The following is a 19101-nucleotide window of genomic DNA, read 5'->3' as shown; positions in this document are numbered from 1 at the left end:
GGTCTAACGGTCTCCATCAGCGGTGGGCATGACGTTCGGCGAGCGTATCTGCAAAATGCTTTGCCAGGCGCGCCAGATAGCCACGGCGGCAATAAAGGCGGCGCAAAGTACCAGTGAGACATTGACGATATTCCATGGCACGCCAAGGATTGCGGTGCGCCCGGAGGCACGCGACATCACCAGAAAGCCACCCCAGACGATGATTCCCATCAACGCGGTGATCACCAAATGCTGAAACAGATACAGCGCATGGGCGGCGCGCGGTTTTAACCTGCGTACTAAGATATCCACCGCAATATGTTCATAGCGGGCGAACGCCGCCGCGGCCCCCAGGAAAATCAGCCAGATAAATAGCATGCGTGCCAACTCATCGGCCCAGGGCAGCGAGTGATTCAATACGGCGCGCCCCACTACGTTGGCCGACACCGACAAGATGAGCGCTACTAGCAGAGCCGCAATCGCGTGTTCCATCGCCAGTGTCAGCCAACGAAACAGCGCAGGACCGCGGCGCTGCTCGGTATCGATCTCCAGCGGCTCGCGCTGAGGGTCGTCAAAAAAGGCCGCGGTATCCGGAATAGGAGTATCAGGTTTGTCCATGAGCTCTCCGAAAAGACAGGTAACGACCATGCAAGAGACGCTTGCCTCTTGCATGGTCTAGTCGTGGAAAATGCGCACGAGAGCAATCCGAAGTATCAGCGGATACCTATTGGGCTGCTGTCGATCCGGCGAGCCGCTGGAACTCAGCCACTAAGTCTTCACCAATGCGCGGTGCCCACTCGTCATAAACGGGCTGTACGGCTTCCTGGAAAGCGGCTATCTGCTCGTCATTAAGACGGGTAATTTGCATGCCACGCTCTTCAAGCTGGTCGCGTGCCCAGTCGTCGTACTCGGCCGAAAGCTGGATTTCATAATCGGCGGCCTGCAGAGCGGCTTCCTGAACCAGCTCCTGATATTCAGGATCGAGGCGATCCCAGGTACGCTGGGAGATCATCTTGATAAAGGGGGTATAAACGTGGCGTGTTTCGGAGCCGTAGTCCTGCACTTCGTAGAAGTTGGACGTCAGGATGGTGCTCCAGGGGTTTTCCTGGCCATCGACAACACCTTGTTCCATGGCTGAAAACAGCTCACCGAATGCCATGGGCGTCGGGTTGGCACCTAGCGCCTGCCAGATAGCCAGGTGAACGGGGTTTTCCATGGTGCGTACGGAAAGACCGCGAACATCTAAACCGGCTACGTCTTCCGGCGATGAAACTTCCCGTGCGCTATTGGAAAGCTGGCGGAAGCCGTTTTCAGCAAAGGCCAGTGCCTTGATGCCGGTGCCGTCAAACGCGTCGAGCATCTCTTGAGCGGCGTCGCTACGCATGGCTTCAATGGCGGCCTCACGAGTAGGAAGCAGGAACGGCAGGTCGAAAACTGACAGCTCTTCGACGTAGCCGGTAGCGGGGGAGGTCGATGGATAAGTCATGTCCAGCGTGCCGGTCTGGAGCATTTCCATCATCTGCACGTCGTCACCCAGCTGGCTATTGGGGAAGATGTTGACGCTGATTCTTCCTTCGCTGCGCTGGTCGAGAATATCCGCAAAGTACTTGCTGGAAATGTACTGAGGCGAGGTTTCGGCGAGGCCAAGCCCCATGCGTAGGGTCACGCTGCCGTGGTCGCCTACAACGCCGCCTTCGATCTCGGGCGGGTCAGAAAGGTCGGGCGTTTGCGCGTAAGCCATGCCTGAGCTGAGCAGGGTAGCACCGGTCATTAACAGGGTGCGCTTCCAAAGATAATGCATCGTTATCACTCTCCTGGCGTGCTGCAGACCGCTTCGCGAAGAACGTCTTGCAAGCGAGCTGCAACGTGGTTGTTGTTATGTGTGTGCGGCACTTCTTCAATGGGATAGCACCGCAGCCTTGGACTGAATGTCTAACGTTTTGAGTATATGTTCAACATATACTTTTGTATGTATCGACGGCGCTGTGAAGAACGCGTACCGTCATGGCGACCCCCTCCTTGCGTTGAAAGGAGATTATTTCATTGAGAATGTTGGTAGGGCCGGTTGAGTGGTTTAGGCACGCCTACTGACGTTTTACCTTTACTTTAGGCGTGGAGCGTAGCCATGGCCAACCCTCATCGTATAACTCCTGAGCAGTTGCGTTCACGTTACTGGTTCGATAACCCTGACCACCCCGGCACCACGGCGCTGTGTATTGAGCGTTACCTCAATTACGGTATTACGTTGGATGAGTTGACGAGCGGTAAACCAATTATTGGTATCTGCCAGTCAGGGTCTGATTTAACCCCGTGCAACCGTCACCATATTGATCTGGTCAAGCGGGTTAAAGACGGCATTCGCGCGGCGGGTGGCGTGCCGTTTGAATTTCCCATGCATCCTATTCATGAAAATGTGCGGCGGCCTACCGCGGCGTTGGATCGCAACCTTGCCTACCTGGGGCTGGTGGAAGTGCTCCATGGCTATCCGTTGGATGGTGTGGTGCTAACTACCGGCTGTGACAAAACCACCCCAGCCGCGCTGATGGCCGCGGCAACGGTGAATATCCCCGCCATTGTGCTGTCCGGTGGGCCTATGTTAAACGGCTGGCGGGGCGCCGAGCGGGTGGGCTCGGGGACGATTATCTGGGAGCTGCGTAAGCGCTTGGCCGCGGGAGATATCGACTACGCAGAGTTTCTTTCCCGTGCTAGCGACTCAGCGCCTTCGATTGGTCACTGCAATACCATGGGCACGGCGTCCACCATGAACTCCATGGCTGAGGTATTAGGAATGAGCCTGCCGGGCTCGGCGGTCATCCCTGCGCCCTATAAAGAGCGTGCGATGGCGGCCTATGACACCGGCGTACGAATCGTCGATATGGTCTGGGAAGATCTGCGCCCGCTGGATATTCTGACCCGCGAAGCGTTTGAAAACGCCATTGTGGCCTGCTCGGCGCTGGGGGGATCCTCCAACGCACCGGTACACATTAATGCTATCGCCCGTCATGCAGGCGTTGAGCTGAACAACGACGACTGGCAGCGCTTGGGCCACGAAATTCCGTTGCTGGCCAATGTGATGCCCGCTGGTGCTTTTCTATGTGAAGAGTTTCACCGTGCGGGGGGCGTGCCCGCGATCCTTCATGAGCTGCAGGGGGCCGGCAAACTGCACAGCGATGCGCTGACGGTGAATGGCCGCTCTCTGGGCGATAATCTGCAGGGCCGGGAAACTCAGGATCCTAACGTGATCTGTCACTACGCCGATCCGCTGGTGGCCCACGCAGGGTTTCTTAATCTCAAGGGCAATCTGTTCGACTCAGCGCTGATGAAAACCAGCGTTATCTCCCAGGATTTCCGTGAGCGCTTTTTGAATGATCCCAACGACCCTGAAGCCTTTGAGGGCAAAGTGGTGGTGTTTGATGGCTCGGAGGATTATCACGCCCGTATCGATGACCCGGCGCTGAATATCGACGCCCGCACCATTCTAGTGATGCGTGGCGCAGGCCCGGTGGGCCATCCCGGAGGTGCCGAAGTGGTCAACATGCAGCCGCCAGAGGCGCTGATCAAACAGGGGATTGAGTCGCTGCCCTGTCTGGGCGATGGACGTCAGTCGGGCACTTCCGGCTCGCCGTCGATTCTCAACGCGTCTCCAGAAGCGGCCACCGGGGGCGGGCTGGCGCTGCTTGAAAGCGGCGACCGGCTGCGGGTTGATCTTAAGCGTGGCGAGGTGCAGCTGCTGATTGACGCCAGTGAGCTGGAAGCCCGCCGCGAGCGTTTGGCTCAGCAGGGCGGCTACCGTTATCCAGGCCACCAGACCCCTTGGCAAGAAATTCAGCGCAGCATGGTCGAGCCGCTGGATCGCGGCATGACGTTAGAATCTGCGACCAAGTACCGCGATGTGGCCCGCCAGCATCCGCCCAGAGACAACCACTAGCATGAGCCGCTTTAGTGCCTTGTCGCATCGCCAGCAGGGACTACTGTTGACCGGTGGTGGCGCGATGATCATGGCGCCGGATGCCTTGTTGATCAAGGTAGCCGACCTGCCGGATGCCGAGATTCTCATGTGGCGCGGTTTTCTCTCCGCGCTGGGTTTTTTGTTAATCGCCCTGGCCCGTTATGGCCGCGGCACGTTGGCGGCTTATCGCCGCTGCGGCTGGACCGGCATCGCCGTGGCGCTGCTGTTCAGCCTGACAACCTGCGGTTTTGTGCTTGGCAATCAGTACACCAAAGCAGGCAACGTGTTGATGATACTGGCCAGCGCGCCGCTGATCGCGGCAATTCTTTCCTGGGTCATTCTCAAGGAGCGTTTGCCCCGACGCACGTGGCTGGCGATCTGTTTGTGCATGGCAGGTGTCGCCATGATTGCGTTAGATGATTCAGGCGCAGGCTCTTGGGTAGGTAACGCTTTCGCTTTGGTGACGGCGACGACTCTGGCGATTAATTTTACTCTCTGTCGTACGCGGCCGGGTGTGGATATGAGCCCGATGCTGGTATTCAACGGACTTATTGTGGGAAGCACCGCAGGGATTTTCTGGCTGGCGGGGAGCGAGCCGTCCTTACCCGCCACAAATCAACTCGCGGTGGTGGTGCTGCTTTGTCTGTTCATTGTGCCTTGCGGTGTCACGCTGTTGCAGCGTGGGCCGTTGTATCTGCCTTCCGCTGAAGTGGGCTTGCTGCTGTTGCTGGAAGTCGTGGTGGGCACGTTACTGGCCTGGTGGATCCTGGCCGAACAGCCCGCACCTGTCGCCATGGTGGGCGGCGCCTTGGTGCTCGGCACGCTAAGCGCTAAAGGCCTTTATGAACGGCGGCTGGAGCTTAGGCAGCGTGCAGGGCTTGAAACGACGCCGCCCGTCACAGTAGACCGGTCAAGTACGCTATGATTGGCTGGAATTGAAATAGGGTCTTATCGCAGTGACATCATCTCTCAGTAAGCCGCTGGCTCGCCCCAGTATCGCTGAATACCTCGCCGAGGAGATCTTCGGCGGGCGCTATCGCCCTGGCGACTTTGTGCCGCGTGAACTGGATCTATGCGAACGCTTTGCCATTAACCGCTCGGCGGTGCGTAGCGATCTGCGCCAACTGGTGGAGGCGGGCATTATTGAGCGTATCTCAGGCCACGGCTCCAAGGTGCGCGAGTACTCAGAGTGGCATATTCTCGATGTTCAGGTGACCGACTGGTTGACTCGTTATGCGGCCCCCAATCCTGATATCCAGCGCGAAATCCTCGCGTTTCGCCTGGATGTTGAACCCTATGTGGCAATGACCGCTGCCAAGCGCGCCAAGGCGCGTGACTTAGTGGCCATCGAAGAGGCCTTTGAAGGGCTTGGCCAGAACTTGCGCAATGCGACCTGCCAAGAGGAGCGGCGTTTACACAGCGAATGTGATATTGCCTTCCACGAGGCGATCTTCAAAGCGACCCACAATATCGTCTGGGCTCAGTTGTCGCATATCTTGCGGCCCTCGATCTACCTGCTGGTCTCGATGTCGAACGAAAGCGCCTCTGATCCGGAAGAGAGCCTGGAGCGTCATCGCCAGCTGATGGAAAGTATTCGCCTGCGTCGCCCCCGCGAGGCGTTTCTTGCGGCCCAAGCGGTATTGGCAGGGACGGCAGAAGCGCTGGGGCTTGAGCATAGCGTCAGCTCATTAGGGCGCAGCGTTGAGCTGCCCCACACTGCTCCCTGAATCTATTTCTCGTTAAGCTTTCACATTAAAACCTTTCACATTAAAACGAAGGCAAGCACATGTCTGACTTCAACCTCGGCCTAGTAGGTGTGGGCAAAATCGTTCGCGACCAGCATCTCCCGGCGATAGCCACCATTCCTAACTGCCGACTTGTCGCCACGGCAGATCCACATGCAATGCTGCCGGATGTTCCCAGCTATCAAGACTTGGGCGCGATGCTTGATGCCCATCCAGAAATAACCGCCGTGGCCATCTGTACGCCGACGCATTTGCGTTACTCACAGGCGCGCCTAGCGTTACTGCGTGGCAAACATGTGCTACTGGAAAAGCCGCCCGGGGCCACACTCAGTGAAGTGGAAAGCTTGATCTCACTGGCTGCCGAGCAGGGCGTTAGTCTGTTTGCCGCCTGGCACTCACGCTTTGCCCCAGGCGTTGCAAAAGCCAAACAGTGGCTTTCAGGGCGCCAGGTTCAGCGCGTCGAGATCGAGTGGAAAGAAGACGTACGGGTATGGCACCCAGGTCAGGCGTGGATATGGCAACCGGGCGGCATGGGCGTATTTGATCCAGGTATCAACGCGCTTTCGATCGTCACCACTATTCTTCCCCAGGCGTTTTTCCTGCGCCAGGCACAGTTATGGGTGCCGACGAATTGCCAGACCCCGATTGCCGCTGAGCTGTCTTTTACCGATCCAGACGGTGCCGAGATTGAGGCGGTCTTTGATTTTCGCCAAACCGGCCCGCAAATCTGGGATATTCACGTCGATACGGATAAAGGACGTTTGAGCCTGACTCTGGGTGGGCGGCGTCTGCTGATTGACGATGAGCTGATAGTGGATGAGGAGGAGCGGGAGTATGCAGGCCTTTATAACCACTTTGTTGAACTTGTCGCCAGTGGGCGTAGTGACGTGGATGTAGCGCCACTACGCCAGGTGGCTGACGCGTTTTTATATGGCCACCGCGAGGCTACCGACGCGTTTGTAGAGTGAACGTGGCCAAGTTGCGGTGGAAAGTTAAGCCGCGATGGCGAGGTAGCCTAGCGTCTATCTCAGTGCTTGTTGCCGTCTGAACCCATACCATTACGCTGCATGCAGCTGTCGTAAGCTTGGGGAACGAAGCTCTCTTCCCCCACATCATTTCGAGCGAATTTCAGGAACTCGCAAAGTGGGGGAAGCATGTCGGACGTTAACCGGTACTCGGTTAACGTTTCAGCCAGATAGCGCATGTCCTTTTCTGCATTTCCGAGGCTGAACTGCAATTTCGTACACTCTTTCTGCAGCACCCACTCCATAACCGGAGCTAGCATGGCGCTGTTGGCGCCACCCTGAGAACAGATTTCCAGCAATTTATTCTGCGGGACATCCATTCCAGCAGCCATGGTAGCGGCTTCGCTAACCAGCGCCGCTGCACCCAGCGACAGGAAGTTGTTAATCAGCTTCAACTTATGCGCTGACCCGACCGCACCCACATGAAAGATGTTCTCGGCGAAGCTTTCAATGACCGGCGTAATGCGCGTAACTGTTGAGGCATCGCCTCCCAGCATGACATTGAGCCGCCCCTCACGGGCTTCGCGCGGCGTGCGGGCTAGCGGTGCATCAACCAGGGTGACTCCGTGCTCCGCGACGGTTTCAGCAAGGCGCTCGGTCGATTCAGGATGCGCCGTAGAGCAGTCGACAATAATCAGCCCTTCATGGGCCCCTGCCATCAAACCATCAGTTCCGGTCACAATCTCGCTGACCTGTTCAGACGTCTTGACGCAGATAAACACAATATCGCTGGTTTTGGCCATCTCGGCGGCGCTTACGACTTCAACTGCCCCTTCGGCAGAGAGCACTTCTAAAGGCGAGCGATTGCGGTACGCCATAACGCTTAGCGGGTAGCCGTTACGCACTATGTTGCGGGCCATTTCCTTGCCCATTAAGCCGAGCCCGATGAATCCGATACGTTCCTGTTTCATGGTGACCTCCGATCAGTTATTTGATTACATCTTAGATAACGCTCACTTACCTGTACTTGACCATAAACCTAAGCAGAAAGCGTTTACTGGCGTGCTTGGGGGAAAGCAACGCCTAAACGCTTTGACCAATCGTGAAGCGCTTCGGGAACGCCCTCTGGAAGCGGAACGCCTTGTTGTGAGTAGCGCTTGTGTAAATCGAGCCCGCGCTCTCCAGGAATACGTACCTGAGGATCGCCTTCGGCGACTGGATTGTTACGACACGCATCGGCCAGTGCGCCGGTTTCGCGCTTGAACGCTTCAAGCCCACCAAAGGCTTCCGGGTCCAGCACCTGCACCATGACTGAGGCACCCCACTGCGTAGGCGCCTGGACGCGCCCGAACCCAGCCAGGCCAGACGTCAAGGCTTCCACCATGAGTCCTAGTGCGTAACCCTTGTGGCCGTGGTCAAGCCCGCCGATGGGCATAATGCTGCCTTTGGGCTCGTCGAACAGTACCTCGGGGCGATCGGTCGCTTGGCCCTGGTTGTCTTTAAGCCACGGGTAAGGCAAGCGGCTATTTTGCTTGTTAAGCCGCCCCACCATGCCATTGGTGGTAATGGATGTGCTGACATCTAAAAGGACAGGGCCTGAATCAGTCGGGTAGCCCACGGCGATAGGGTTGGGCGTATGGGTAGCCTCTAAACCGCCATAGGGGGCAACGGATTTAGTCGCCGGGTCGGATGACTCGATCACCACCACAAGGTCCTGATCGGTGGCGCGTTTTAAGTAGGCAGCCAGGCAGGCAATATGGTTAGAGCGCCGAATCACCACCGTACCAGTACCGCAGGAGCGCGCCATGGATTCCGCGGCTTCCATGGCTTTGAGGATCAGCCACGGCCCGGGTAGGTAACGGCCATCCCAGGTCTGTACGGCGGAGCGTTGAGAAATTACCTCATACTCACCGGTGATGGGCATACGGCCTGACTGGATTTCCTCAAGATAAGGGGCGAGAAGCTGTAACCCGTGAGTGGTATGGCCCATCAGGTCGCCTTCCACCAGTACCTCAGCGACGGCATTGGCTTTATCCTCATCGAGCCCGGCTGCTAAAAGTAAGTCAGTGCTGAATCGCGTTATTTCCTGAACATCGTAACATTGGCTCATTGTGTTTATTTTCCCAGCGTTATGGGTGGACGGATTGTTTATTGATTGTGGCGTCTGAGCTGGCGTATCAGGGCGCTATGGTCGAGGTCACCCTCTCCCTGGGCGATAAGCGCTTCATAAAGCCCGTTGACCAATGAGGATACGGGTAGCTTAAGCTGCAATTCTTGGGCTAAGGCCATGGCAGTCTGGGTGTCTTTTAATTGCCATTTCGACGGCCCGCCGGGGGTGAAATCTTCCTTGATCATGCGCTGGCCGTGGATACGTAGAATGGTCGAGTCGGCAAAGCCTCCTTCAAGCGCATTAAGCATCTGTGCCGGGTTAGCTCCCCCTTGCTCCGCCAGTAATATGGCTTCGGCTACCGTGGCAATGGTATTGGCCACGATCATCTGATTGGCGAGCTTGACCAGCTCACCGCTGCCCGCTGGGCCCACATGTACCGGTCTGCCGAGCGCCAAGAGGATAGGCTCGACGGCTTTAAAGCTTTCTGAATCGCCGCCCACCATAATGGCCAGAGTGCCGTCAATCGCTCCCTGCTCACCGCCGGATACCGGCGCGTCCAAGTAGTGAATCTGATACGTTGCGGCCTCCTCCGCTTGGCGGCGTGCTGTCTCGACCGGGATAGAGCTCATGACGATCAGAGTGGCACCGGGCTGCATGGCGTTGAGCAGGCCAGCTGAACCTAGCAGCAATTCATCACACACAGGCCCCGAGCTGAGCATAACGATCACGACGTCGCTTTCGGTTACTGCCTGTTCAGGCCTTTCCACTGTCTCGACACCCACCGTTTCCAGGCTGTCGGCCTTGCTTTTTGTCCGGTTCCAGGCGCGCACCTGGTGTCCTGCTTTGGCCAAGCGTCTTGCCATAGGAGCACCCATAATACCGGTGCCAATAAAACCGATAGACCGTGAAGTTGTCATTGTTGGTTCCTCTAACGGTTAGTAGACTGTTGAAATATTGCATGGCGCTTTTAGACGAGCTGTTAAACCGCTTTTATTGTTCTTGTTGAGGCAATAATCTGCTTTTGCTTATCCTCGTAGATAAAGCGGTATTTTGATATCACCTGATTCTCTGAAATTGATAAGACGCTCAAGTACTTTAGATTCTGAGCGCTCCAAGTGAGCCATTAATAATTTTGCAGCCTGATCAGGCTTTTGCAGAAGTATTTTCTCAAATACCCATAAGTGCTCATCAAAAAAAGGATCTTGATCGGGAAGTTTAAGTACCCGCCCAAGCAGATGTTTACTGATTAATAAGATAGGATGAGTGCGCCGTAGCATATTCATTACCTCTTGGTTATCACCCAAGCTGACGGCTGTGTGGTGAAGGTCATTTTCTAACTCATCCAGTAATTCGCCTTTAATATCGGGGTAACTGTCTGCGGCGTGTTTGAGTTTGGCAATATAGCCGTTGAGTGCACTTTCTGAAATATGATTAGCGGCACGCGCAATCATATAAGGCTCTAACTGGCGGCGTGCCTCATAAAGGTTGTGTAGTCGCTTGTCATCTAAAGGGACCACACTCCAACTATTGTATTTAAACTTTTCGACCAGGCCGATGGACTGCAAATGGAGAAGGATTTGATGGGTAACCGTGCGACTAACATTCAGCGATTTGGAAAGCTGAAGTTCATTGAGCTCAAAGGCGCCTTTGATCGAGCATAGAACAATGGCATGCTCGACGCTGTCGATGTGGGCGCGCCAGGAAACGGTTCGATCAACTTTGGGAATGTGGCCACGCTGGTTGAAATCATTTTCACTGAGAGTGCGCCGTACTATCTCGTGTGGCGATGCGCCCACCAGATAGCCGCGCCCCTCAAAGCGGCAGATATACTGCTCTTCATGCAACCGGCTCAGGGTTTGGCGAACTGGGGAGCGGCTGATACCAAACAGCTCGGCTATATTCCCTTCAAGCAGCACAAGGCCGGGTTCTAGACGCTTTCCAACAATACCCTGCTTAAGAGCCGTATAGAGCTGGTCGCGCAGCGTTTGTGTCATGGTTAGTTAGTTGCCTTTCAATATACGATTAGGTGATGGCACCTACCAACCAGGGAACGAACTCATTACTACCATAACCCAGTGACTCGCTAGCACTCATGTCGCCTGAGGCAATGGCGATGATACGCTCAAAAATCTGTTCCCCGACGTCTTCTACACTGGCAGTGCCATCGACGATAACGCCACAATTTATATCCATGTCCTCATGCATTTTCTCATACATGGAGGTATTGGTTGCGAGCTTCAGGCAGGGCGCGGGTTTAAAACCTGAAACCGATCCCCGTCCGGTAGTAAAACAGACAACCGTTGACCCAGAGGCGATTTGGCCGGTAACAGAAACGGGGTCGTACCCCGGGCTATCCATAAAATTAAAGCCACGAGTGGTTATTTTCTCGGCATAGTGCAGCACATCGTTAAGGCTTGAGCTGCCGCCTTTCGCAACGGCCCCAAGGGATTTTTCAAGAATCGTCGAAAGCCCGCCCGCTTTATTGCCGGGTGACGGGTTATTATTTAACTCAGCACCATTTATTTCGGTGTAATGTTTCCACCATGTAATACGATCAAGCAGTTTTTGCGCGACGTTTTCATTGATAGAGCGGTCTATCAAAAGGTTCTCAGCGCCGTAAATCTCGGGAGTTTCCGCAAGAATCACGCTGCCCCCATGTTGCACGATAAGGTCAGCCGCGTGGCCAAGCGCGGGATTCGCCGTAATCCCTGAATAACCGTCTGAACCGCCGCACTGAAGCGCAACCACCAGGTGCTCTAGGGATGCAGGTTTACGCTGCATCTGCCCATGCTGAGCAGCCATCTGCATGATGTGATCGCACGCGGTTTTAATACTGGTGCGAGTTCCTCCCGCATCCTGAATATTAAAGTAAGCAAGCCGCGAAGCGTCTTCTAACCCTTTTTTTGCGACGAGTGTTTTGACCTGGTTGGTCTCACAGCCCAAGCCAATAATAAGCACGAAGGCAAAATTGGGGTGCTGGGCATAACCTGCGATGACGCGCTCAAGAAAGGAAAAGCCCTCTGAGTCCGTGTTCATGGCACAACCCGAGCCATGAGTAATCGCGACGACACCATCGAACCCCATCTGACTTAGTTCGTCAGACTGATTGAGTGTGTCTGCCGCTGCTTTCGCTACCGTCGCGGAGCAGTTAACGGTGGATAAAATACCAATGTAGTTACGCGTGCCCACGCTACCATCATTACGTTGAAAACCCTGAAAGGTTCGTGAGCTACGTTGGGTTTCTGTTTGCGGGTGAGGCTGAAAATCTTTTAATGAGGAATCGAGTTCTATCATGGTGAGGTTGTGGGTGTGTACATGCTCCCCGGGTTCTACGTCTTGCGCCGCTATCCCAATCAGCTGGCCGTATTTATAAACAGCCTCATCCTTATTTATTTTAGTTAACGCAACTTTATGACCTGCATCGATATTCTCTTTAGCTAATGTGCCATTTTTATCAATTGGAAACCCGTTGGGTACCGCTTTTGAGGCTACGCCCACGTTATCCCGAGGGTTGAGCTGAATAATAACTGACGGGGAATTAATGAGATCCATCGTTTACCTCAAACTTATTATTGGTTTTTTAGGTAAGCGCTATGCGAAAGCTAGTAAGCGGTCACTGTTGATGCACTTTAGCAATTAAGCGGTGTACGTCGATTATACTATCGTCCTATATAATGGTCATTGAATGCAATGTTCATTTGATCTAGATTGCTTTCAGATATCTAACATTTAACCCTTTTGGACAGGGGAGGCGGGTAGCCAACGGGTTAGTTATCGCCTACAGACGAGGAAAAATAACTTACTGATTCAATGATGTTTTATGTGAATTTTTTCTTTGTTTTTTCTAGGAGCCATGAGTAGCCAAAAAATCATCACTGAACTATTGTCATGCAGGTATGCTGTATGACACCTTTAAATAAGATGTATATTTGGTTTCAAGCAAAACAATAATGAGAAATTAAAATGCCCTACATCATCAACTATTTAACAAAAGTTCAGTTCGGCGAGAACGCGATTGCAGAGCTAGCTAATGAGCTGCAGTTGCTTAAGGTGAAAAGGCCTTTATTCGTGACTGATAAGGGGCTGAGTAGCACTCCTCTTATTACGCAGGTAATTGAATCTGCGAACCTTAATGAGCAAGCCTGTGTTTTCGATGGCACGCCTTCCAACCCTACTGAAGCCGCCGTAGAGCAAGCGCTGACTTTCCTGCGGGAAAGCGAGTGTGATGGCATTGTGGCCGTGGGCGGTGGTTCCAGTATTGATTTGGCTAAAGCAGTCGCTTTACTTTTTAACCACCCCGCGCCATTACGTCAGTACGCGGCGATTGAGGGTGGGGTCGCCAGGATCAATGCCGATGTGCTGCCGCTGATTGCGGTACCCACAACGGCGGGGACGGGCAGTGAGGTGGGGCGAGCCTCTCTGATTACTATGAAAGATGATCGGAAACTGGGTTTTCTTTCTCCGTACCTGATTCCCTCTGTCGCTATCTGCGACCCACGTTTAACGCTCGGTTTACCGCCTTTCCTGACTGCTGCAACGGGTATGGATGCGATCGCTCACTGTGTTGAAACTTTTTTAAGTCCTAAAGTGAATCCTCCTGCTGAAGCGATTGCATTGGACGGCCTGAAACGCGCGAGTGCCTATCTGGTCGAGGCAGTTGAAAACGGCACTAACTTAACCGCTAGAAATGAAATGATGATGGCGGCCCTTGAAGGAGCGATGGCATTTCAGAAAGGGTTGGGGGCGGTGCATTCTCTATCCCATGCGTTAGGTGGTCTGCATGAGCTAAAACTTCACCACGGCACGCTCAATGCCGTGTTAATGCCGACTGTTCTCAGGTTTAACCAGCCTGATTGCGAGGAGAAATTTGCTCGTCTCAAAGATGCGATGGGGCTTGCCCAGGATGACGATTTAGCCGAAGCATTTGAAAAGCTCAATATTAAGTTGGGAATGCCTTCCAGCCTGAGTGAAATGGGCGTGAGGGAAGAACATCTAGACCAAGTGGCGCAGTGGGCACTGGAAGACCATTCCACGGCTACCAACCCGCGTGCACCTTCCAGAGAAGACTTCTTCAAAATGCTTAATGAAGCTTTCTAAGTGATAAGGCCTCTCGGCTTAATAGCAATAAAGGAAGTTTTTGGCAGGAAAGCAATAAAGGATGGAACCCGGCAGTTTCAAAAAACGATAATCAAAACCAGGCAGTTAACGACTAAAGGAAAGTGGATATGACAATTACAAACCATTCTCTCAAGATCAAGACGCTCCTCACTTCCAGCATTGCGGCAGCGGTTATGGTGGCCTCTGGCGCAGCCCTTGCGGATTATCCAGAACGTCCTATTACGTTGATTGTACCCTGGGCTGCGGGCGGCGGCACTGATGCGACAGCGCGCACCATCGCCCGTGCATTGGAAGAGGAGTTGGGCCAGAACGTCAACGTTGTTAACCGCACCGGAGGCAGTGGCGTTGTTGGCCATACTGCCATGATCAATGCCAGGCCAGACGGCTATACGCTTGGCCTGGCGACCGGTGAAGTGAACATGATGCATTGGCAGGGGTTGACCAATCTTACTTATGAAGACTTTACGCCGATTGCGCAAATCAACTATGACTTCCCCGGCATACAGGTCGCCGCAGACTCCCCTTATGAAAGCCTTGAAGAGCTGCTCGAAGCTATACGTACTGAGCCTAAAGGCACGTTTACTGCCTCAGGTACCGGTCAAGGCGGTGTTTGGCATTTAGCCTTTGCGGGTTTTTTGATGGACCAAGATATTCCCGCCGACCAGGTTACCTGGATTCCTAGTGAAGGCGCGGCGCCAGCGATGGTAGAGCTGGTATCCGGGGGTATTGATATCGTACCCAGCTCTGTGCCGGAAGGCCGTTCCATGATGGAAGCCGGTCGGGTTAAAAGCTTTGCAGTGATGTCGCCTGACCGTATCCCCAGCTTTCCAGATATCCCCACCACCAAAGAGTTAATCGACACTAACTATCAAGTGGGCGAGTGGCGAGGTATCGCCGGTCCTAAAGGCATGGACCCGGAGATAGTGGCAACGCTTGAGGCAGCATTAGAAGCTGCTTACAACAGCGAGACCTATCAGGGGTTTATGGATCAGCAAGGCTTTGGTACCGAATGGCGTAACGCGGAAGAGTTCGGACAACTGATGCAAGAGATGGATAGCGTCTTCGGTGAAATTGTTGAGCAGGTTGGCTTAGCTAACTGAGGCACGACAATATAGGCGGTTTCTCACAATAGAATCTGTTGTTGTAGAAACCGCCACTACTTAATCGTTTCCTGATTTGCCACGTTTATATGGCCCTTGTTTTCCTCCTCACCACCGGGAGGAGTATGTCTGAAACAGGCCGTATTCGCCTTATGGCATAAACGAAGTCGTGGCGTTTAAGAAGCCATCGCTCATAAAACTTGGTCAGTTAATGATGTAGATGATCTTCAGACAGTAGTTTTCATCCGCCTTTCAAAGGAGCCAACGCATGCAACTGCCCACTAATCCCTTTAAAAACATGCTGATCAAGCGCGAACCCATGTGGGGTTGCTGGGCTGGCTTTGCGACGGGGTATGCCGCTGAAATAATCGCCAACACCGGGTTCGATTGGCTGCTGATCGATGGCGAGCATGCCCCGAATACGGTACCCACTATTCTGGCCCAGCTGCAGGCCGTAGCGCCTTATTCATCAGCACCTGTTGTGCGTAGCGTTAATCATGACCCTGCGTTGATCAAGCAACTGCTGGATATAGGCACACAAACATTAATGGTGCCGATGGTGGAAAGCGCTGAGCAAGCAGCCGCCTTGGTACGGGCGACGCGCTACCCGCCGCATGGCATACGCGGCGTGGGCGGTGGGCTGGTGCGTGCGACCCGTTGGGATGGCGTGGATGACTACCTAAATAAGGCGCATGAGTCGCTTTGTCTGATTGTCCAGGTTGAGTCACCTAAAGGTGTTGAACAGGCAGAAGCGATTGCAACAACCGACGGAGTAGACGCGGTTTTTATTGGTCCGGCAGATCTTTCGGTAGGGATGGGATATCCCGGCAATCCTCGCCACCCCGATGTCCAGAGTGCGATAAAGAAAGTGATTAAAACGGTTCATGCAGCAGGCAAGCCGGTAGGGATTCTGGCGCCATTAGAGGAGGATGCGCGCCGCTATCAGGCGTTAGACTGCCAATTTATTGCGGTAGGTATTGATATCAGCCTGCTTCGTCAGGGGGCGCTGGCAATGCTTGCCCAGTATAAAGAGTTGCCTCCTCAGCCGTCATCAAAAGCGTACTGATATAAGGTGGCCTTTAAGCAATCTCTATAACCAGAAATCGCAGGCAAGTAATTACTAGAGGACATTGAAATGACAATTACAAACCATTCTCTAAAGACGCTCCTTACTTCCAGCATTGCAGCAGCGGCGATGGCAGCCTCTGGTTCAGTTCTTGCGGATTATCCAGAACGCCCGCTTACGTTGATTGTGCCCTGGGCGGCCGGCGGCGGTACTGATGCAACAGCGCGCACCATTGCCCGCGCCTTGGAAGAGGAGTTGGGTCAGAACGTCAACGTGGTGAATCGTACCGGCGGCAGCGGCGTAGTTGGGCATACCGCCATACTTAACGCAAAGCCCGATGGCTATACGATTGGCTTGGCGACCGTTGAGGTCAATACCATGCATTGGCAAGGATTGACGGATTTGACTTACGAAGACCTTACCCCTATTGCGCAAATCAACTATGACTCACCCGGCATCCAGGTCGCGACAGACGGCGCATTTGAAAGTCTTGATGCGCTAATGGAGGCAATTCGCACTGAGCCCAAAGGCAGCCTTACCGCGTCGGGAACCGGACAGGGCGGTATCTGGCATCTCGCTTTCGCGGGCTTTTTGATGGATCAGGGCATTCCTGCCGACCAAGTTATCTGGGTTCCAAGCGAAGGCTCGGCGCCCGCGATGACGGAGCTGGCATCGGGCGGGGTAGATGTCGTGTCTACGTCGGTACCCGAAGCTCGCTCAATGATTGATGCTGGGCGCGTGAAAAGTTTTGCCGTCATGGCCCCGGAGCGTCTTTCAGCCTTCCCCGATATTCCTACTACCAACGAACTGGTGGGCAGTGACTATCAGGTAGGTGCGTGGCGCGGAATCGTCGGCCCTCAAGGAATGGATGCAGAGGTGGTCGCAACGCTTGAGTCAGCTCTCGAGGCTGCATATCAAAGTGATACGTACCAGGATTTCATGACGCAGAGAGGGTTTGGGACCGAGTGGCGCAATGCGGAAGAATTTGGCCAAATGATGGAAGAGATGGACGGCATTCTCGGGGAAATTGTTAAACAAGTTGGCTTAGCTAACTAAGGAATGACAATGAGAGATGTTTTCGCCGGCATAGGGTTTATGATTGCAGGGATTGTGACGATTATCACAGCCCAGCAATTTCCTACTCTACCCAGCCTTCAGTATGGGCCTTCTCTGTTCCCCTCTCTTGTGGGAGGGGGATTCTGCATCGGTGGCGCGGTACTTACCTTAAATGCGCTATGGCAGAGAAGAAAAGCGGCCGTTCAAGAAGTACAGGGTAATCCGACACTCGCTGCCTCGCCGTCTGAAAAAATGAGCTGGGCGATGGTGCTGCCCCCCATAGCGATCGTCTTTTATATCCTGGCAAGCGATTACCTGGGAGCAATGCTTACCATAACGATCATTATGTTTTTGCTCATGTTATTGAGAAAAACAAAGATTCACGTGGCCCTAGTAACCTCTGTGGTTATGTCATCCGCTATTTATTTTATTTTCTCTCACTATTTGCTTATTCCATTGCCTCAAGGGGTTTTATTAGGGGGTAGCCTGCCATGGATATTTTAATGAATGGAGTGGGGCTGGTTTTAAATTTTGATACCATTTTGGTTATTTTGGCAGCTTCATTATTCGGTATATTTGTTGGCGCAGTCCCCGGTCTTACGGCGACAATGGCTGTCGCACTATTAGTACCTTTAACCTTTTACATGGACACTATTCCCGCTATCGCGGCCATTGTAACGACATCGGCTATGGCGATATTTGCGGGGGATATTCCAGGTACGTACTTAAATATTCCGGGCACACCGGCGTCAGCCGCCTATGTGGGTGAATCTCACGCCTTAGCGAAAAAAGGCAGAGCGAGAGAGGTTTTAGGTATTAATCTAGTTTGTTCCGTTTTTGGTGGTATTTTTGGCACCATTATTTTAATCGTCGTTGCTCAGTCACTCGCGGAAGTGGCGCTTAAGTTTAGTGCTTTCGAATACTTTTGGCTCGCGGTATTGGGACTAAGCTGCTCAATTTTTATTTCTGTAGGCTCTAGAACAAAAGCATTCCTTTCACTGCTTTTTGGCATTCTACTTTCAACCGTAGGGCTGGATATGATGAGTGGCGCTCCTCGCTTCACGTTTGGAGTGCCAGACCTTATGGCAGGCATTAATTTCATACCCGTTATGATTGGTATGTTTGCTCTCAATGAACTGATGGGTTATTACGGCTCAAAATCCGAGAAAAAAACTATCAGTATTGTTGATAATGATAGTGTTTTTCATAATGTGCCTAGACACATTAAACGGTATTGGCGCAATTTGTTGCGTGGCAGCTCAATTGGTACGTTGATTGGCGCATTACCTGGGGCTGGTGCGGATATCGCCGCCTGGATCTCATATGGTGTGGGAAAAGGTAGGTCAAAAGACAGCGCTAAATATGGCACTGGTCATATAGAAGGCATTGTGGATGCCAGCTCGGCTAATAATTCCGGTATCAGTGGTGCATGGGTGCCCGCCCTGGTCTTCGGGATTCCGGGTGACTCTATTACCGCTATTGTGATTGGCGTTTTGTATATGAAAGGGATGAACCCTGGCCCTACCATTTTTATGGACGGGAGTGGGTTAATCTACGCACTTTTCATTGTGTTTATCTTGGCTAACCTGATGATGCTACCTATTGGCTATATGGCTATCAGGTTATCAAAGTTATTCATTCTGACACCCAGCCGAGTATTGATGCCCATTATCTTGTGCTTTTGCATTGTGGGTGCTTTCGCTATTAATAATAGCGTTGTGGATATCTGGTTAATGCTAATCGTTGGGCTGGTGGCTTATCTTTTAGCAGTCAATGGCTTCCCTATGGCGCCAGCGATACTTGGTTTGGTGCTGGGGTCCGTTGTTGAAAACAACTTTATGAGTGCCATGCTGAGAACCGGCGGCGATCTGACCAGCTTTTTTGCACGGCCTATCAGCGCCGGGCTTGGCATTGCGGTCATTTTGCTGTGGTGCTCACCCTTGTTGATTAAAGCTTATCGCTATCAGAAGCAAAAATCCGAGCGAGCATCTCTATGATAAAACGCTCACCTGC

Annotated in this window: 17 protein-coding genes; 10 read left to right on the top strand and 7 right to left on the bottom strand. The window is 53.3% G+C overall.

The window, feature by feature from the left end; translation table 11 throughout:
- Nucleotides 1-3 precede the first annotated feature (3 nt).
- The gene (locus tag ELY25_RS14790) at nt 4-597 is read right to left on the bottom strand and encodes a TRAP transporter small permease (protein ID WP_126952035.1); all 594 of its coding nucleotides are present in this window, start codon (nt 595-597) and stop codon (nt 4-6) included.
- A 106-nt stretch (nt 598-703) separates the two neighbouring features.
- Nucleotides 704-1780 (bottom strand): TRAP transporter substrate-binding protein, encoded by a 1077-nt coding sequence (locus ELY25_RS14785; protein WP_126952034.1) that lies wholly within the window; start codon nt 1778-1780, stop codon nt 704-706.
- 324 nt (nt 1781-2104) lie between these two features.
- Between ELY25_RS14785 and ELY25_RS14780 the strand changes: the two genes are divergently transcribed.
- The 4 genes from ELY25_RS14780 to ELY25_RS14765 are packed head-to-tail and all read left to right on the top strand — an operon-like array spanning nt 2105 to nt 6641.
- Nucleotides 2105-3907, top strand: coding sequence for an IlvD/Edd family dehydratase (locus ELY25_RS14780; RefSeq protein ID WP_126952033.1), 1803 nt, complete (start codon nt 2105-2107; stop codon nt 3905-3907).
- A gap of 1 nt (nt 3908) precedes the next feature.
- Nucleotides 3909-4853: a DMT family transporter gene (locus ELY25_RS14775; RefSeq protein ID WP_126952032.1), complete on the top strand. Its 945-nt coding sequence runs from the start codon at nt 3909-3911 to the stop codon at nt 4851-4853.
- A 31-nt stretch (nt 4854-4884) separates the two neighbouring features.
- Nucleotides 4885-5655, top strand: a complete 771-nt coding sequence (locus ELY25_RS14770) for a FadR/GntR family transcriptional regulator (RefSeq protein WP_126952031.1) — start codon at nt 4885-4887, stop codon at nt 5653-5655.
- Nucleotides 5656-5714: 59 nt separating this feature from the next.
- On the top strand, nt 5715-6641 hold the full coding sequence (locus ELY25_RS14765; RefSeq protein ID WP_126952030.1) for a Gfo/Idh/MocA family protein: 927 nt from the start codon (nt 5715-5717) through the stop codon (nt 6639-6641).
- A gap of 59 nt (nt 6642-6700) precedes the next feature.
- On the opposite strand, the gene ELY25_RS14760 is transcribed toward ELY25_RS14765, so the two are convergent.
- The 5 genes from ELY25_RS14760 to ELY25_RS14740 all read right to left on the bottom strand — a co-directional run bounded on the left by ELY25_RS14760 (nt 6701) and on the right by ELY25_RS14740 (nt 12300).
- Nucleotides 6701-7609 carry an NAD(P)-dependent oxidoreductase gene (locus tag ELY25_RS14760; protein ID WP_126952029.1) on the bottom strand — a complete coding sequence of 303 codons (909 nt, stop codon included), beginning with the start codon at nt 7607-7609 and terminating at the stop codon, nt 6701-6703.
- An 83-nt stretch (nt 7610-7692) separates the two neighbouring features.
- Nucleotides 7693-8748 (bottom strand): Ldh family oxidoreductase, encoded by a 1056-nt coding sequence (locus tag ELY25_RS14755; RefSeq protein WP_126952028.1) that lies wholly within the window; start codon nt 8746-8748, stop codon nt 7693-7695.
- 38 nt (nt 8749-8786) lie between these two features.
- Entirely contained in the window at nt 8787-9665 is an 879-nt protein-coding gene (locus ELY25_RS14750; RefSeq protein WP_126952027.1) for an NAD(P)-dependent oxidoreductase, read from the bottom strand.
- A 108-nt stretch (nt 9666-9773) separates the two neighbouring features.
- Nucleotides 9774-10742, bottom strand: coding sequence for a GntR family transcriptional regulator (locus ELY25_RS14745; RefSeq protein WP_126952026.1), 969 nt, complete (start codon nt 10740-10742; stop codon nt 9774-9776).
- 28 nt (nt 10743-10770) lie between these two features.
- Nucleotides 10771-12300 (bottom strand): UxaA family hydrolase, encoded by a 1530-nt coding sequence (locus ELY25_RS14740; protein WP_126952025.1) that lies wholly within the window; start codon nt 12298-12300, stop codon nt 10771-10773.
- 411 nt (nt 12301-12711) lie between these two features.
- Between ELY25_RS14740 and ELY25_RS14735 the strand changes: the two genes are divergently transcribed.
- The 6 genes from ELY25_RS14735 (at nt 12712) to ELY25_RS14710 (ending at nt 19085) form a co-directional block, all read left to right on the top strand.
- Nucleotides 12712-13845: an iron-containing alcohol dehydrogenase gene (locus ELY25_RS14735; RefSeq protein ID WP_126952024.1), complete on the top strand. Its 1134-nt coding sequence runs from the start codon at nt 12712-12714 to the stop codon at nt 13843-13845.
- A gap of 128 nt (nt 13846-13973) precedes the next feature.
- Nucleotides 13974-14966 carry a tripartite tricarboxylate transporter substrate binding protein gene (locus tag ELY25_RS14730; protein ID WP_126952023.1) on the top strand — a complete coding sequence of 331 codons (993 nt, stop codon included), beginning with the start codon at nt 13974-13976 and terminating at the stop codon, nt 14964-14966.
- Between the two features lie 268 nt (nt 14967-15234).
- Nucleotides 15235-16032, top strand: coding sequence for an HpcH/HpaI aldolase family protein (locus ELY25_RS14725; protein WP_126952022.1), 798 nt, complete (start codon nt 15235-15237; stop codon nt 16030-16032).
- 69 nt (nt 16033-16101) lie between these two features.
- Entirely contained in the window at nt 16102-17088 is a 987-nt protein-coding gene (locus ELY25_RS14720) for a tripartite tricarboxylate transporter substrate binding protein (protein WP_185856123.1), read from the top strand.
- Between the two features lie 9 nt (nt 17089-17097).
- Nucleotides 17098-17592, top strand: coding sequence for a tripartite tricarboxylate transporter TctB family protein (locus tag ELY25_RS14715; protein WP_126952021.1), 495 nt, complete (start codon nt 17098-17100; stop codon nt 17590-17592).
- Nucleotides 17580-19085 carry a tripartite tricarboxylate transporter permease gene (locus ELY25_RS14710; protein WP_126952020.1) on the top strand — a complete coding sequence of 502 codons (1506 nt, stop codon included), beginning with the start codon at nt 17580-17582 and terminating at the stop codon, nt 19083-19085. Before ELY25_RS14715 ends, ELY25_RS14710 begins: the two co-directional genes overlap by 13 nt.
- The last annotated feature ends 16 nt before the right edge of the window (nt 19086-19101 follow it).

The organism is Vreelandella populi, assembly GCF_003989825.1.
GTDB lineage: Bacteria > Pseudomonadota > Gammaproteobacteria > Pseudomonadales > Halomonadaceae > Vreelandella > Vreelandella populi.
This window is presented reverse-complemented; position numbering and strand designations above follow the sequence as displayed.